This window comes from Lawsonella sp. (assembly GCF_011525565.1).
Lineage (GTDB): Bacteria > Actinomycetota > Actinomycetes > Mycobacteriales > Mycobacteriaceae > Lawsonella > Lawsonella clevelandensis_A.
In genome coordinates, this window is the sequence record NZ_WVRS01000013.1 from 19,004 (window position 1) to 33,715 (window position 14,712).

Below are 14,712 nucleotides of genomic sequence, written 5' to 3' on the forward strand. Positions count from 1 at the left end.
TCGGCACCATGCGGGACGCTGAGGACCTCCCCGGTCTGCAGAACACTGCTAGCGATAACACTGGTGACGGTACTGGGTCCACTGCTGGTGCTGGCACTGATACCAGCGTTGGTGACGGTAGCGGAGCGTTGGCAGGTGTGGCTACTGAGGCCCTCACCACTGCTGACGGTGATTCCGCTGCTGACGGTGATTCTGCTACTAATGAGAATGACGGCACTACTACAGACAGTACTGCCACTGACAATACTGCTACAGACAATGCTGCAGCAGATGGCACACCCGCTGATGGCACCTCCACAGATGGTACTGCTGCTGATGGAAAGGGAAAGCCGGCGAAAAAGTGGTGGAAGAAGAAGTCCGACACCACAAAAGGCAAGGCAAAAGACTCCTCAAAAGACACTGCAAAGGCTGACGCTGAGAAGAATCTCTCCCCCAAGGAGGCAAAGCGTAAGCGTGTAGGTTCCCACTTCAAGAAAATCGGCATTGCTCTGCTCATTATTCTTGGCCTCACGATGACCGGCATTGTCATTACGGAGGCCGTCACGGGCGTCAGTCTCTTCTCGAACCAACTGGCGGTCCCCGACGTCACCAACATGAAAGCCAATGCGGCTGCTGACCGCCTACGCCAGCAAGGTCTCCGCGTAGAGCTGAAAACTGAATCCTCGAACACTGTGCCGCGCGGTATGGCGATCCGTACGGATCCCGCCGCCAGTACCATGGTGGCCCGCGGTGGGCGCGTCACCCTTATTATTTCTTCTGGCAAGGGTAAGAACCCCATTGTGGTGCCGGACGTGCGCGGCCTAAGTGAGGACGAAGCCCGCGAAAAGCTCACTATGGCCGGGTTGAAGGTTGCCTCTGACGTCCGCCGCGTCCCCTCCGAATCCTCCATGGAAGATAAAGTTGTGGGCTTGTCGGTGCCGGCAGGCTCCCCCATCTCCCCCTCGCAGGAGATCACTCTACTCATTGGTACTGGTGAAACAACTGCCACCTACATTCCTTCTGTTAATGGAATGTCGGAGGATAAGGCCCGCAGCACGCTGGAGGAGGCCGGCTTTACGGTGGAGGAAAAGTACGTCCACTCTAAGGAGGCGCGTGGCACTGTTATAGGCACGAACCCCTCTGGTAAGGCCAAGGAGGGTGATACGGTCACGCTGCTTATCTCGGATGGCAGCAAGATCACGATGCCGGACGTGCGCGGCCTAAGCCAAGATGAGGCGGTTAACCGCCTGCATGCGGCCGGGTGGGATGGCACCATCACCGTGAAAAAGGTTGGGACTAAGAGTATTTCCAAGGCGGGGCAGGTGAAGGATCAGAATCCCAGCCCGGGATCCGACATGGACTCCGACCAGGATATTACGCTGCAAGTCTACGACTTGAAGATCCTCTAGCAGTCGGCAGTACTAAGAAGTACTAAGGGGAGGCGCACCAGTCATATCGGCTGGTGCGCCTCCCCTTATGTTTATATGCGATTCATTTATTGTTGAGCGCCTCAGTGCCTCAGTGCCTTAGTGCTTCAGTGCCTTAGCACCCTAGCGCCTTAGCACCTTTTCAGTGCTTTAGCTTAGGCCAAGGCTCCCATGGGATCCCAGGCGGGCAGCACGATGGGTTCCTCGTGGGCGTCCACGACGGCGCGCAGGTCGGCGGGCAGACGGTCCTTGTGGATAGCGATTTCGAACACGTACTCGTCGAACCAGGTGGAGTTCATGGTGAAGAAGCCCTTGTCGGCAATGTCTTCGCCCCAGCTGTTTTCCACGCGGAAGCGGCGGGCGTTGCCGTCATCGTCCACCTCAACACCCACGAACACCATGGCGTGGGTCATCAGGCTGTCGCCGTAGATCAGGCGGTTGGCCTTATCCAGGGTGAGGTCCAGGCTGTAGGCGCCCTCATAGTCGTATAGGTGGGCGTCCCAAATGCCGAGGTCGCGGCTGGACTGCTTATTCGTGTCGCAGCCGAACCAGACGGGGTCACCGTCCACAATGGTTTCCTTGACGGCTGTCTTCAACACGTCAATGGGGGCGTTCAGGTAGGTGACGGGGGTGCCGCCCACCACGTTGCCCAGGCGATCCACCGTGTAGGTTTTACCGTATTCGCTGGTGGGGCGTGGGTCGTTGACGACGCACACATAGTCGTCCAGTTCCACAGTGATGTACTTTTCGGCGAACTCGAGGGGGGTCATGCGCCCGGCGCGGGTGAAGTTCTTGTCTTTATCCTGCCATTCCCATTCGAAGTCGGTGGGTGGGGTGCCCAGGTGAATGGCGAGAACGCGGTAAATGTTGCTGAGGATATCCTGCTTGGCGGCGTCAACCTTCTGCGGGTCGGCGGCAGCCTTACCACCCTCGGCAGCAATGAGAGCGCGCAGATCGTGGGCGCCTTGGCGGAGGAGGGTTTGCAGAGCCTCGTTGAGGGAGGCGGTGCAGCTGGAGGATTCCGTTTCCGGCATGGCGCTCTTCGGCACCACACCGTACTTCTTCACCAGGGCAACAAACATGTTCCACTGGCCGCCGTCACCGATGGGGTCGGAGAGCAGGTGGTGGACGGTGCGGTCGTCGGCGTCAGCGTCGGCCAGGTCGATCATGGATTCTAGGAAGTAGTTGGATTTTTCCAGCTTGTCCCAGAACAGCATCCAGTTTTGGGAGAATTCAAAGTCCTGGACGTTCAGTTGTTTGGCGGCGGCGTAGCGCAGGGAGTTGAGGCCGGAGAAGAGCCAGCAGCGGCCGGATTTCTTCTGGTTGGTGACTTTCCAGTCGTCCAGGCGGTGGCTAACGGTCTTGTCGATGCCGACGGCGATACTGCGGTCCATCGCGACCTTGGTGATGGGGGATTCGGTGACGGCATTCTGCATCAGCCGGTTAATGGGGCTGGCGGCGAAAGCGTCCTGGTAGCTGGCCAGGTTGTCGGCGGAGATCATTCCGTATCCTGTCCTTTCTCTGCGCTCACTAAAGTGTGTAGTAACGCCTCTAGCCTACCCGGTTAGCTGCCCTGGGCTAGTAACTGCTCGCTTTTAGGGAGACTGCCCAAAACCTGCTGTTTTCACACGGGTGCGTGGGGTTCTGGCTTGCGGGCTGAGTGAGGTTCTGGCTTTCGGGCTGCGCGGAGTTCTGGCTTGCGGGCTGCGTGGTGATGTCAGCCTGTGTAACACTGGGTTATGCGCATTCTCAGCTTCAACACTATTGATTCTTTCGCCCGTAACCATCTGGAGGCCGCCACCATGGTGGAGTGGGTGGAGGACGCTCTGACCCACAAGCAGGAGGCTATCCTTCCCGCGAAAACTGAGGTTGATCTGGATGAGCGTCTGTTGGGCTGTCCCGGCACGGGGTTTTACGATGTGATGCCGGCTATTGTTCCCCACTTGGGTATTGCGGGAACGAAGCTGGTGGATGGGTTTCCGCAGCGGAGTCCTTCTGTGGCGGCGGAGATTACGGTAACGGATCTGGCGACGGGGGAGTTGCTGGCGTTGGTGGATGGTACGTGGATTACTGCCTGGCGGACGGGTGCGGTGGCGGCCCATAGTGCTCTCACCTTCGCCAATACGCACCCCACCACCAATGCTCACGCTGTCACCAATGCTCGCCCCACGGACGGCAGCTCCTCCAACGGCAGCCCCACGGACGGCAGCTCTGCAGATAGCAACTATGCGGATATGCAGCGTATCGGCATAGTGGGGTTGGGGAACACAGCCGTCACCTTCCTGCATATTATGGCGTCTGCTCACCCGGAGCGCTTCTATGAGGTGACGGTGCTGCAGTATAAGGACCAGCATGAACGCTTCGCAGAGCGTTTCACCGGCTTCCCCAATGTGGTGTTACCGATATGCGCCAGCTAGTGGGGGAGAAGGATATTGTGTTGAGCGCCGCCAGCCATTTTGACGGTGATCAGTGCCAGCCGGAGTGGTTCGCGCCGGGTACTACTGTTATTCCTATTTTTAAGGTGGGCTTCAATAACATTAATTCCGCCTTCGACCTCGTATTCGTTGATGACGTGGAGGGCATTAAGGCGTGGCCGGGTAGCCGCACTATTGCGGACCCGGTGGAGGTTGCGGCGGTGGTGCGCGGTGAGCATGCCGGCCGGACGTCCTCTGCGCAGCGGATTGTGTGCCACAATTTGGGTATTGCCTTGCACGATATTTATTGGGCGGCGCAATTGTTGGAGTTAACTGCTGGGGCAGGCGCGGCTGTTTCTGAGAGTGTGACGGTGGATTTGGGGGTTCCTGCTAGCCGCTTGTGGGTGTAGACGTTTCTGTATCGTTTCACCGAGTTTCCTTGGGCGGGTAGCAATTACCCGTGATAATGGCTATAGGCGCAGCTAAAGCATTGTTTACGGAGTGGTCTGTGGGGTGGTGGCCATACTTGTTACCCAAGGTGAGGACCTATGACATCCGGTGTTAATATCTAGGACTATGAACATTCACACTTCGCTTTTTAGGCGAATCGTCGCTTTTAGCGCTGCTGCGGGTATGGTTTGTGCGTGCGCTCCGCTTACTGTAGCCAGTGCGGAGGCTGCTGAGATCCACAAGCCTATCGCCCAAAATTGCCACTCTAATGGTGTTCCCTTGAACTTTAAAGCGGACATGGTGCGCGATGCTGACCATATTAAAATCGTCACCCCCGATAATGTGAAGGTGGGTGACGAGTTCACCATCACCGTCGATTACCGCCCCGACACTATTCTTGGTAAACAGCAGGGTGCGGATGTTATCGCTATGAAAAACATTGTGGTTCGTTTTGCCCTTAACGATCCCTCTGCTTTCGTTACCGCCAGAATTATTGCCCCTGGTCAGGCTCTTACCACGAAGCCGAATTTGAGCCTCGTGGGGGGTAACCGTCTTATCCTCTCCAATATGGATGTTGCGGTAAACGGTAAGGATACTGTGTGGTCCCCACCCATTTTCTCGGTAACCTTGCGAGCTACGGAGCCGGGTGAGCTACCCACTATCCATCAGGCTATTGAGGGTGCTGCGGGGCAGAAGAATAACCCCGAAAACTGGATCACTATGGAAAACCATGTGCATCACCCCATAGTGGGGAATAAGACATTCCCCATGAATTGTCTTGCTGTGGCGAAGAATGGTGGCCCACTGGATTCCACACTGGCCACTGTGAAAGCCACGGGATCCGCACACGATGCCATGATGGCTGCCAAGGGTAAGAAAGGCGCGAAAGCGTCAGAGAAGAAATCTCACCATAAGAAGGGTAAGCGGGACTCTACGTCTGCTATGAAGACCGATGAGAATGGTCTCCGCCGCGTCGATACTGACATTTATGCGGACGAGGATTCTGTGAAGAATGGTATGCCCGGCTGGGGTATTGCTCTTATTGTGATTATTGTTCTCGCTGCTGCGGGCGGTATCGGCTACGGTATCTACGCTGGTAAGAAGAAAAAGAAGAACAAGACCGACGCTAAGTCGGACGATAAAGCCAAAAAGTAAACCTCATCACGCACTATAAGTGCTAGAGGCACCGTTAACTATTGTGGGTGGGCTGCTCATGAAGCAGCCCACCCACAGTTTTATTTGTCTGTTACTTTCATTGGCCTATTGCTTTTATTTACCTGTTACTCGTCGAGGGCGTAGTCGCGTACGTGGTCAGTATATTTGGCCACGCCCCCTGTCACTCGTCGGGGAGTTCGGGTTCGTCGCCTTTGCCGTCATCGTCGGCGTCATCGACACCGAATTCACCGCCGCGGGGTGCGTCGTGGGCGGCGGGTTTCCCGGCCTGCTCGGTGGGGGCGTTGCGGCCAGTATTAAACAGCAGGTTGAGGATAATGGCGGCTACGGCACCAATGCAGATGCCGGAGGAGAGGAAGGTTTGCAGCGAGGCCGGCATGGTGGAGAACAGGTTGGGGCAGACGGCCGGGAGTAGTGCCAACGCGGTGGGGACGGCCACTACCCAAATGTTTGTGTTGGTAAAGGTCACCTTGGAGAGGGTGCGCACACCGCTGGCGGCCACAGTGCCGAAGAGGGCAATGCCGGCGCCACCCAGGACGGGGGCGGGGATGGCGGCGATCACTTCCGCTGCTTTGGGGAGGAGCCCCAGCACAATGAGGATGCCGCCGGCGGAGGCGGTAACGTAGCGGCTTTTCACGCCGGTGATGGAGAGGACGCCAATGTTTTGGGCGAAGGCGGTGTATTGGAAGGTGTTCATGCAGCCGCCGAGGACGGTGGCGAAGCCGTCGGCGCGGAGGGCGTCGGCGATACGGCGTTTGGTGATGGGCGTTTGGGTTGCTTCACCGATGGCGAGGACGTCGCCGGTGGCCTCCACCATGGTGACCAGGGAGACGATACACATGGCGATAATGGCGGCAGGCTGGAATTGTAGGCCGAAGTTAACAGGGTACCCAGTTGGCGTGGTGGATACCGTCGAAGTTCACCATGCCGAGGGGGATACAGACCAGGAACCCAACAACCATGCCGACGAGGACGGAGATGCGGGCGAGCCAGCCGGGCCCGAAGCGCTCAATGAGGAGAATGAGCAGCAGCACACCCATGGCGATGCCAATGTTGCGGCCGGAGCCGAAAGTGCCGTCTGCTTTAGCGGCGGTGGAGCCACCTACCCAGTCGGCCGCGACCGGCATGAGCGTCAACCCAATAATAAGGAGGACAGTACCCGTCACCAGGGGTGGGAAGAAGCGGAGGAGGCGGGAGAAGAGCGGGGCGAAAAGAATGATGAAAATGCCGGAGCAGATTACTGAACCGTAGACTGCGGCCAGGCCGTATTGGCTGCCGATGGTGACCATGGGGATGGCGGCGGAGAAGGTGCAGCCTTGAATGAGGGGGAGGCGTACACCGAAGCGCCACACGCCAATAGATTGGACGATGGTGGCGATGCCGGCGACCAAGAGGTCTGCGGTGATGAGGTGCGGAATGTAGCTGGGGTCCATTTTTCCGGCTTGGACCAGCGCGTATCCCACGAAGAGGGGGACGGCGACGGCGCCGGCGTAGCAGGCGAGGACGTGTTGGAAGCCCAGCAGGAGGAGTTGCCAGAACCCCGGGTTGGCGTTGACGTCGGGGTGCATGGCGTTATTGTCGGCGGGGTCGGTGCTGACAATACTTGGCTGTTCACTTGGTTGTTCACGTGGTTGTTCAGATTGCGGGGAAGGTGAGGAAGGCGGCTCAGTGGTCATGGTGCTAGTTTACGGGGTTATCTGTATAGTTGTATAAGCGAAATGTGCCGTTTTAGCTGTGCGTTGGTAGATTGATGAGGTGATCATCGTAACGTGCGGTGGTAGTGAGAGGACATTATGCCTAAGTCAAAAGTGACGAAGACGGATCTTTCTGAGGGTGTGACCCGTACTCCTGTTAAGGTAAAGCAGACAAAGACCCCAGTCGTGTGGCTTACCATTATGGGCGTGTGCCTGGTTCTTGGCCTTGCCTGGATCATTATGTACTACCTAGTAGCCGGCCGTGGTGTGATCCCGTTTGTGGATGACTTGGGCGCCTGGAATTACCTCATTGCTTTTGGCCTTATGATTATTGGCCTGCTGATGACATTGCGATGGCGGTAGCTGCGTATAGGTAGCACTGAGTACTAACCTCATTAAGTGCATACTTGAAGGCTTTTAGTAATTAAATTGCATACTGGGAGATCCCCAATGTTTACACTGATTACAGTGTGGGCAATGGGGATTTTCTTTATCCTTTACATGGGAACATCCGTATTATCCACATATCCACAGCCTGTGGATAGTAATTTTGCTATTCTTACGAATCTTATTTTTAGCTAAGTTTGTACTATGCTTGCACGTAAAACACTTGTTAAAAAGTACGTTAATAATAACAAACATGTAATTCATCCACACTGTGGATAATCTTGTGGATAACTTTATGGAGAAAATACCCTATGTCGTTTGATGGTTCTGTCCGTTACGCCTGGTCCCCTAATATCGCCTGGCGTATTATCAACACCATTTTCGGCATTGTTTTCCTAGGTATCACTTTCGGTATCTCTGTTGGCATTACTGCCAAGATTCTTCTCTTCATCGCCGGCGTTATTACACTCTGCTATGGCATTGCCGGCATTATTCGGCGTCCGCGCCTTATTATTACGGATACGCACCTGCATGTTCGCCGCACTTTCCGTGACCACATTTATCCTCTTTATTCTGTGCACGGTTTCCGCATTGATCGTCCTTCCGGCATTATTCAGCATTCACCCATGCTGACTTTTGATATTGCCCGGGCGGGGGATTGGACGGAATTGCGCCACCAGTATGAGGAAGTGAAGTCTCTTCCTCTCCCATTGCCCACTATGGAGGATCGTCAGCGGGATACGCTTGAGATTGTGACGTGGGGGGATATTGGGGTAAGTCCACTGCGTATTGCCTCCAATTTGGAGGAAGCCGGCATTCTTAACCTGAGCAAGCAGCGTTAAAACCGCAGGCAACCGCAAACCAGTAATTTGTTATTACCTAAAACGGTAATGGCTGAGAACCCAAATGAAAGCCCAGAATAGTGTTCCCTATGCGAGGCAACGCACTAGTGCCGAGCATGGCAGCACACTAGACAACACTGGACGGCACTAGGCAGCACTGTATCAGCCACTCTGTAGCGACCTGTAACAGACACTCTCTGTAGCGGCCATGTAACGACACCATGCAGCGGCTACTGTAGTGCGTCAATATAGCAGTAATGCCCCTCCGCGAGGAAGGGGCATTACTTGTATTTACTTACTAGCGGATTGTCCGTTATTCCTGTTTTGCAGGAATAGTGGGACAGAAGTTCACATCAGAGGTTTACATCTGAAAGGAATGGGAGCGTTCCCATAGCTTCATACAAACTTCTCAGCTAGAGGTTTTTATCTTTTAGGGGATGAGGTGCCGCCAGGGTGAAGCGATACCGAAGATGATGCCGGCTGCAAGCAAGCTAAGACCGACAATGGTGCATACACCGCCACCGCCAAGTCCTATGACTGCTCCAGAGCAGGGGTCAACATCAAAGAATAATCCTGCAGCAGCTAAACAAGCAGCAACGATGAGAACGATAACACCTGCGAGGTCTAGGCCTTCAGGCAAGTACTTGAAGAACCACTGAATTGGTAGCACAAGCAGCAACAGTGGGAGATGGGTAAAGAAGTGCACCACATGGTGAAGTCCAAAAACCGGAACAATGCAAACGACAACGGTGAGAGTACCAAGAATCGGTAGAACAGCACCGGTAGTCAGTAGCAGTGCACCGAAGATACCAAGGATTCCCAGACCGTGGCGAAGTGCATGAGCGAGAGCCAGGGCACTCAGGATTTCTACACCGTGGCGAAGAACGCGACCGGCAATAATCGCACCAAGGAGACCATGGCGAAGAAGATGACCGATAAGCAATCCACCAACGATAAAGGAACCGATAACAACAACCGGAACACCAATGAGGACGGGAACGATAACAGGCAGCAAGAACATGTCACGCACAATGGGGAGCACGATGACAGTGTGAGAAACTGCATGAATGATAAGGGGGAGGGTTGATAGTGCGCCCAGGAGGAACGTACCACCAATGGTAGCCGGGATGAGGAGTGCTGCAGAAGCGGGGATCAAACCGGCGAGTGCTAGATGGCCAGCGGTAGGGATAGCACCGGTCAGTGCGCCACTGATGGCACCGGGGATAACACCACTGAGGATAGTGGAGACGACGCCGGTAACGAGGGCACTGGCAACTCCGCCAACTACTGCACCGGGAACGGCGATGGCCGGGCCGACGAGCAATGCGGGAATGGGGGAAGAGATAACCGTGGAGACGATTTCTTCAGGGGTCTTTCCAGCAATCTGAACGTTCTTTAGATTCTTAACATTGGAGATAGCGATGGTGCTGAGGTCAGGAAGGGGAACGTTCTTCAGATTGTCGAGAATCTGCTGAACAGTAATGGTGGAAGGCTGGGTGGAAGACTTAACGTCTTGGGCGCCTCCGTTTCCATTTGCAGCGGAGCCGTTCTTGTTGCTCTCGCGCTTGTTGGAATCGTCCTTCGGCTTGTCGCCGGTGCGGTCGTTATCCTTCTTCTTATTGCTTTCGCTCTTGGAGCCTTGGCCCTGCTTCTTCTGATCTGTCTGCTTGCCGTTTTCTGGCTTTCCAGTTTCGCTCTTCACGTCCTGTGCTTTAGGAGCAGCAGGCTTTGCGATGTTCGGTTTTCCGAGCTTAATAACAATAGTCTCGGGAAGTTCCGGCATCTTGAGGGCAGGAAGTTCCTTCAGCATGGTTTCAGAGCGGGACTGAACAACCTTTACTGCCGGAATAGCAGAAGCTGCGGCAAGAACACCGGCGGCGGGGAGAGCGCCGACGGCAGCGGCAGCGATGCCTGCCAGGATCGGTGCACCAACAGCGGTGGTAACAGCAGCAATGCCACCGTTAATACCACCGGTGATGCCACCGAGGACAGCACCGGGAAGTCCGCCACCAGTGAGGTGACGGGCAACAGTGCCGCTCACAATACCGGCAGCGGTACCGGGGATAACACCAATGAGGCCAGCGAGTCCACCACCGATGGCGCCGACGGCAATGGAGCCGGGGACAGCAAGTGCCGGAACAGCAAAACTGCCAGCAATCAGAATAGGAGGAACGTCCTTATCTGGAGTGCTGGCATCGTCTAGATTGTGGTCGAGGAGAGATTCTTTCTCGGTTTCCATGTCTCCACGTGCATCGACAACACGGATAATGGGGCCGCGGGACATGTACTCCTTTTGGGAGAGAACGTCGCGTCCAACGAGATTAATGGATTCAGCGAGAAATGCGAGAGCACCGTCAACAGGTGCTTCGGGGGTTGGGCTGTCATTGGTGACACGTACGGTGTCGACGATCCGAGGTGCTTGCACGTGCACAGAAGTAACAGAATTATCTGTAGCTTCTTGTGCGTGTGCCACTCCGCCGCCGAGGCAGAGTGACAGTGCAGCCGCGGCAAAAGCAGCCGCACCCGGCAACACAAACTTGTTTTTCACAAGAACTCCAAGAGTTATGTGTTCACTTGCGCGCATGGTTTTAAGGAACTACTTTGCTTTTTCACTTACTTATCAGTGAGATAGGTAGCTTCTTTAACAGAAAGTTACATCCAAGAGCAGCAATATGAACGATCCAGTAAATACGGATGTACCCTAGTAGCAACAAAGGATTACTGACAAGTAACGAAAAGCTTATTACACAGTGTAATTACCCCCATTCCCCCCCCCGCTATATTACAAAAGCCTCTTACCAGTATTTTCTCTTAAGAAAAAATTAAAAATTATCAGACTAAAAATGGAAACTGAACACCTACCAAATTCCATTTCACTATCTCGCTAACACAAAACGAGAACTTTCTTACGTGCCGTAGGCCTTCACTACACAACTCTGCTTACACAGTTACGGTAGGCGACAATACTTCCCCAGCAGTGCTTACCAACTGCTGCATCTTATCCACACCAGCAACAAGCGCAATCACAATAGCAATCGCAATAATTGCGGTTGTTCCCCACCCCCACGCATTTACTTGCTTACTTGTAACGTAGGCGGGCAATTGTTCCCCCGTTTGCGGATCGTACACAACGCCGCCACCAGTATTGTGACGCTGCCGAATAGCAGCCACCCACCGTGGCACAAAAATGAAAGCCCCCGCCACCAGGAATCCCACTACAAAACCACCCAAATGGGCCTGAATAGAAATCCCTGGCTGCGCCACCCCAATAACTACGTTCAACACAATGACAGTAATAATGCCGGATACTTTAGCTTTAAGCGCCAGCACCACAATAAGTTCCGCACCAAGAAGCCCAAAGATAGCGCCGGAAGCACCGGCCGTGGCAGAGTCCGGATCCGCATACCACACCACGGTGGCAGAACCAGCCAGAAGAGAAAGAATATAAAGGACACAGAAACGGGCAGAACCTAACGCCATTTCCACGTCACGCCCCAATACCCACAGCGCATACATGTTGAACGCAATGTGCAGGAGACCAAAGTGCATAAAACCACTGGTCAACAGTCTCCAGTATTCGCCGAAGCCAAGCATGTAGGGTACTAGAACAGTATCGTTAAGAAGCTGAGAGTCCACGGCAGCATGCAGGAATGTGCCACCCTGGACGGAGACCACAATATACAGCGCAACGTTGACAATAATAAGCAGCCACGTGACGGGAGACTTCATTACCGTATTTGTGGTGAAATCTGCCCGCCGCGCGGCTGCCATAAGATTATCCTTGTGCGAAATTGAGGGGTTTAAAGTTCTTTAATATCAATGGACTCGATAACAACATCATCCAGGGGACGATCCCGCATATCGGTGGGGACTTTCGCAAGAGTATCCACAACAGCCTGGGAGTCAGCGTCCACAACTTCACCAAAAATAGTGTGGTGCATGTTCAGCCAGGGAGTGGCGGCCACAGTAATAAAGAACTGGGAACCATTAGTACCCGGGCCAGCATTGGCCATGGCCAGAAGGTAGGGACGGTCGAAGGTGAGTTCGTTGGTGAATTCATCCTCGAAGCAGTAGCCGGGGCCACCAGTGCCGGTGCCGGTGGGGTCGCCACCCTGAATCATGAAGCCATCAATAATACGGTGGAAGATAGCACCATCATAGAAGGGGCCTTCTTTACCGCCCTTAGCGTTAGGGGTGGTGTAGGGGGCGGAGCCGTTAGCTAGGCCAATGAAGTTCTTGACGGTTTTCGGGGCGTGGTTACCGAAAAGATCGATAACAATATCGCCCTTGTTGGTGTGCAGGGTCGCCTGTGCGGTTGCTTTACTCATGGTTCTATCGTGCCAGGTTTGGAGCATTCACACCATCTAGTCGTGAATTTTCACAGGTTTTACGCTGCAAAGTGAGTGCCAGTGTGGCAGTCTAAAACTATGAACCTCAAGCATGCTTTCAGCGTTTTTAAAAAGATTGTCCCCCTGGTCCCAGTTTTCGGTAACTGGAAAAAAGCCACAGCCGTCTACGCGCTACTAGAATACGGTGCCCCGCGCGCAATGACATACCTCCAAGACAAGCGGCAAGAGCTTCAGAAGCGTAACTCTGCGGAATAACCCTATACAGTTTTGTGCTTATCCCGTACTAACGTAAGTTCGCGTAGTCATTCAATCTAGCTCTTGTCGTACAGAAAAATACGCACAAAAAAGCTACCGGATAATAACTTCACTACTCATCTTCTTGCTTACTGAGTTCTTTAATCGATTCATCGAATGATTTAGTAACTGTTTCTTTAAACAACCTTTTGGTCTCAAGCAGGGGTGGGAAGAGGGAATCCTCACAAATCCCCTCTTCCTCTAACTTCTTGAGGATACGGCGCTTAAATTCCCTAGGAATCCGAATCGAATATCCGATTATGTCCTCATAATTTTGGGGAGAGGTTTCAGGCTGAAGTAAATCGTTAACTTTTGTTAATTTTCCATCTTTCCGAAAATTAATCGAAACAGACATTATTTCTCTAATTTCGTTTAATTTCAGTTCGTCATCGTTATAACGAATATTATTTTTATTCTCTTTAGGAAGTTTCCCATTAATGAAGAAAGCTTGCTGAGCAATCATTCTTGAATCAAAATGAGCTAATAACACCAGGTAAGCCTTATCTGATGCGTATGGCACACCTTTAGCATCTAACTGCTCTTTCACAAGAGTTTCGAACGTATACGGACTAGCTAATATGAATAATCGTCCGTCCTTATCTACGTCTTCCTTACAGGCGAAATATAGAGCAACTCTCCAATCGAGTGTTACATCGATTAGTCGAGTAGGAGTTCCGTGATGTTGTAATAACGCCTCTATATGCAAGTTACTTAGATTACGGATAAAACCGTGTTCTTGAGCTTTTTGAATAAGCTCTTCTCTAGCATTTCTTAGTATTTTCTCTTGATTATCGACATCAAGTGATTCAAATTTCGCTTCTTTGTCATTCTTTTCTTCATAATTTCTTTTAAAATGACGATAAAGACTTGAATGAAAAGAATAATTTGAGTTACTTTGACCTCGGAAAAACCAAATTGTCAATTCTTGTGGTGTTTTATCCTTTTCATCTGAATCATCATTTTTACTAAAAAGTTTATTGTGTAAAAAATTTATGACTACTTTTAGTTTCTCCCACGCCGAATCTTGATAGAGGGGAAGCTTTTTAAAAGTCTTCTCTACCTCCCTAAACCACTCGTCAAAACGATCTTTGTCTACTTCACCCGTCCCGCTCTTCTCATCAAGGACATGAAGCTCTCGTTCAGTAAAGAATTTTTCTACAAACTCAGGACCTGATTTAGAGTCAGACGTGGTTTCAAGCATGCTGTATATCTTTCTTCGACAGTGCAGATAGTGTGTAGTGAGCTTTAGGACTACACGTAATCATTGTTTATCTGTTGGGTAGTACACGCCCTGTACTAGCAGAAAATTAGCAGTCCACATATACACAAAGAAGGGAAGTACTGGACGATGTCCGTACTTCCCTTCTCAATTCTGTGGAGCATAGGGGAATCGAACCCCTGACCTCCGCCTTGCAAAGGCGGCGCTCTACCAATTGAGCTAATGCCCCAAGTTTGTGGAGAGTGTGGATATGAATGGTGGGCCTAGCAAGAATCGAACTTGCGACCTCTTCGTTATCAGCGAAGCGCTCTAACCGACTGAGCTATAGGCCCGTAACTCCGTAAACTTTATCCGAATTTACTGTCATTTTGCAAAACGGCTGGTAACAACCACTTGTAACCGCTGGCAGCTGGCGGGAAATGCCGTGATCCCCACCCCGTAAACCTAGCTGGTAGTTGGTTCCAGGCTAGGGAACAGGATGGGG

12 protein-coding genes, 2 tRNA genes and 1 pseudogene are annotated in these 14,712 nt (G+C 52.8%); 7 read left to right on the forward strand and 8 right to left on the reverse strand.

Annotation, left to right across the window (positions count from 1 at the left end; all coding sequences use genetic code 11):
• Positions 1-512 precede the first annotated feature (512 nt).
• Positions 513-1,388 (forward strand): Stk1 family PASTA domain-containing Ser/Thr kinase, encoded by an 876-nt coding sequence (locus tag QZV76_RS06205; RefSeq protein ID WP_290599146.1) that lies wholly within the window; start codon positions 513-515, stop codon positions 1,386-1,388.
• A 173-nt stretch (positions 1,389-1,561) separates the two neighbouring features.
• Here QZV76_RS06205 and QZV76_RS06210 read toward each other — a convergent pair whose 3' ends face one another.
• Positions 1,562-2,908: a C1 family peptidase gene (locus QZV76_RS06210; RefSeq protein WP_290599082.1), complete on the reverse strand. Its 1,347-nt coding sequence runs from the start codon at positions 2,906-2,908 to the stop codon at positions 1,562-1,564.
• Positions 2,909-3,145: 237 nt separating this feature from the next.
• On the opposite strand from QZV76_RS06210, the gene QZV76_RS06215 reads away from it, so the two are divergent.
• The 3 genes from QZV76_RS06215 (at position 3,146) to QZV76_RS06225 (ending at position 5,425) form a co-directional block, all read left to right on the forward strand.
• Entirely contained in the window at positions 3,146-3,823 is a 678-nt protein-coding gene (locus QZV76_RS06215) for a hypothetical protein (protein WP_290599084.1), read from the forward strand.
• Positions 3,811-4,230: a hypothetical protein gene (locus QZV76_RS06220; RefSeq protein WP_290599085.1), complete on the forward strand. Its 420-nt coding sequence runs from the start codon at positions 3,811-3,813 to the stop codon at positions 4,228-4,230. The genes QZV76_RS06215 and QZV76_RS06220 overlap by 13 nt, the downstream gene beginning before the upstream one ends.
• A gap of 166 nt (positions 4,231-4,396) precedes the next feature.
• Positions 4,397-5,425, forward strand: a complete 1,029-nt coding sequence (locus QZV76_RS06225) for a hypothetical protein (RefSeq protein WP_290599087.1) — start codon at positions 4,397-4,399, stop codon at positions 5,423-5,425.
• 181 nt (positions 5,426-5,606) lie between these two features.
• On the opposite strand, the pseudogene QZV76_RS06230 reads toward QZV76_RS06225, so the two are convergent.
• A pseudogene (locus QZV76_RS06230) lies at positions 5,607-7,119 on the reverse strand (nucleobase:cation symporter-2 family protein).
• Between the two features lie 117 nt (positions 7,120-7,236).
• Here QZV76_RS06230 and crgA point away from each other — a divergent pair.
• Positions 7,237-7,500 (forward strand): cell division protein CrgA, encoded by a 264-nt coding sequence (crgA, locus tag QZV76_RS06235; protein WP_290599089.1) that lies wholly within the window; start codon positions 7,237-7,239, stop codon positions 7,498-7,500.
• A 335-nt stretch (positions 7,501-7,835) separates the two neighbouring features.
• Positions 7,836-8,366 (forward strand): hypothetical protein, encoded by a 531-nt coding sequence (locus tag QZV76_RS06240; protein ID WP_290599091.1) that lies wholly within the window; start codon positions 7,836-7,838, stop codon positions 8,364-8,366.
• A 430-nt stretch (positions 8,367-8,796) separates the two neighbouring features.
• Here the strand turns inward: QZV76_RS06240 and QZV76_RS06245 are convergent, their stop codons facing one another.
• From QZV76_RS06245 to QZV76_RS06255, 3 genes are all read right to left on the reverse strand, one after another.
• Positions 8,797-10,914, reverse strand: coding sequence for a hypothetical protein (locus QZV76_RS06245; RefSeq protein WP_290599092.1), 2,118 nt, complete (start codon positions 10,912-10,914; stop codon positions 8,797-8,799).
• 392 nt (positions 10,915-11,306) lie between these two features.
• The gene (locus QZV76_RS06250; protein WP_290599093.1) at positions 11,307-12,137 is read right to left on the reverse strand and encodes a rhomboid family intramembrane serine protease; all 831 of its coding nucleotides are present in this window, start codon (positions 12,135-12,137) and stop codon (positions 11,307-11,309) included.
• 29 nt (positions 12,138-12,166) lie between these two features.
• Positions 12,167-12,694, reverse strand: coding sequence for a peptidylprolyl isomerase (locus QZV76_RS06255; RefSeq protein WP_290599095.1), 528 nt, complete (start codon positions 12,692-12,694; stop codon positions 12,167-12,169).
• A gap of 99 nt (positions 12,695-12,793) precedes the next feature.
• Between QZV76_RS06255 and QZV76_RS06260 the strand changes: the two genes are divergently transcribed.
• On the forward strand, positions 12,794-12,970 hold the full coding sequence (locus tag QZV76_RS06260) for a hypothetical protein (protein WP_290599096.1): 177 nt from the start codon (positions 12,794-12,796) through the stop codon (positions 12,968-12,970).
• 112 nt (positions 12,971-13,082) lie between these two features.
• Here the strand turns inward: QZV76_RS06260 and QZV76_RS06265 are convergent, their stop codons facing one another.
• The 3 genes from QZV76_RS06265 to QZV76_RS06275 form a co-directional block, all read right to left on the reverse strand.
• Positions 13,083-14,210, reverse strand: a complete 1,128-nt coding sequence (locus QZV76_RS06265) for an FRG domain-containing protein (RefSeq protein WP_290599097.1) — start codon at positions 14,208-14,210, stop codon at positions 13,083-13,085.
• A 174-nt stretch (positions 14,211-14,384) separates the two neighbouring features.
• Positions 14,385-14,457 (reverse strand) — tRNA-Ala (locus QZV76_RS06270).
• 26 nt (positions 14,458-14,483) lie between these two features.
• Positions 14,484-14,560, reverse strand: a tRNA-Ile gene (locus QZV76_RS06275).
• Positions 14,561-14,712: the final 152 nt, after the last annotated feature.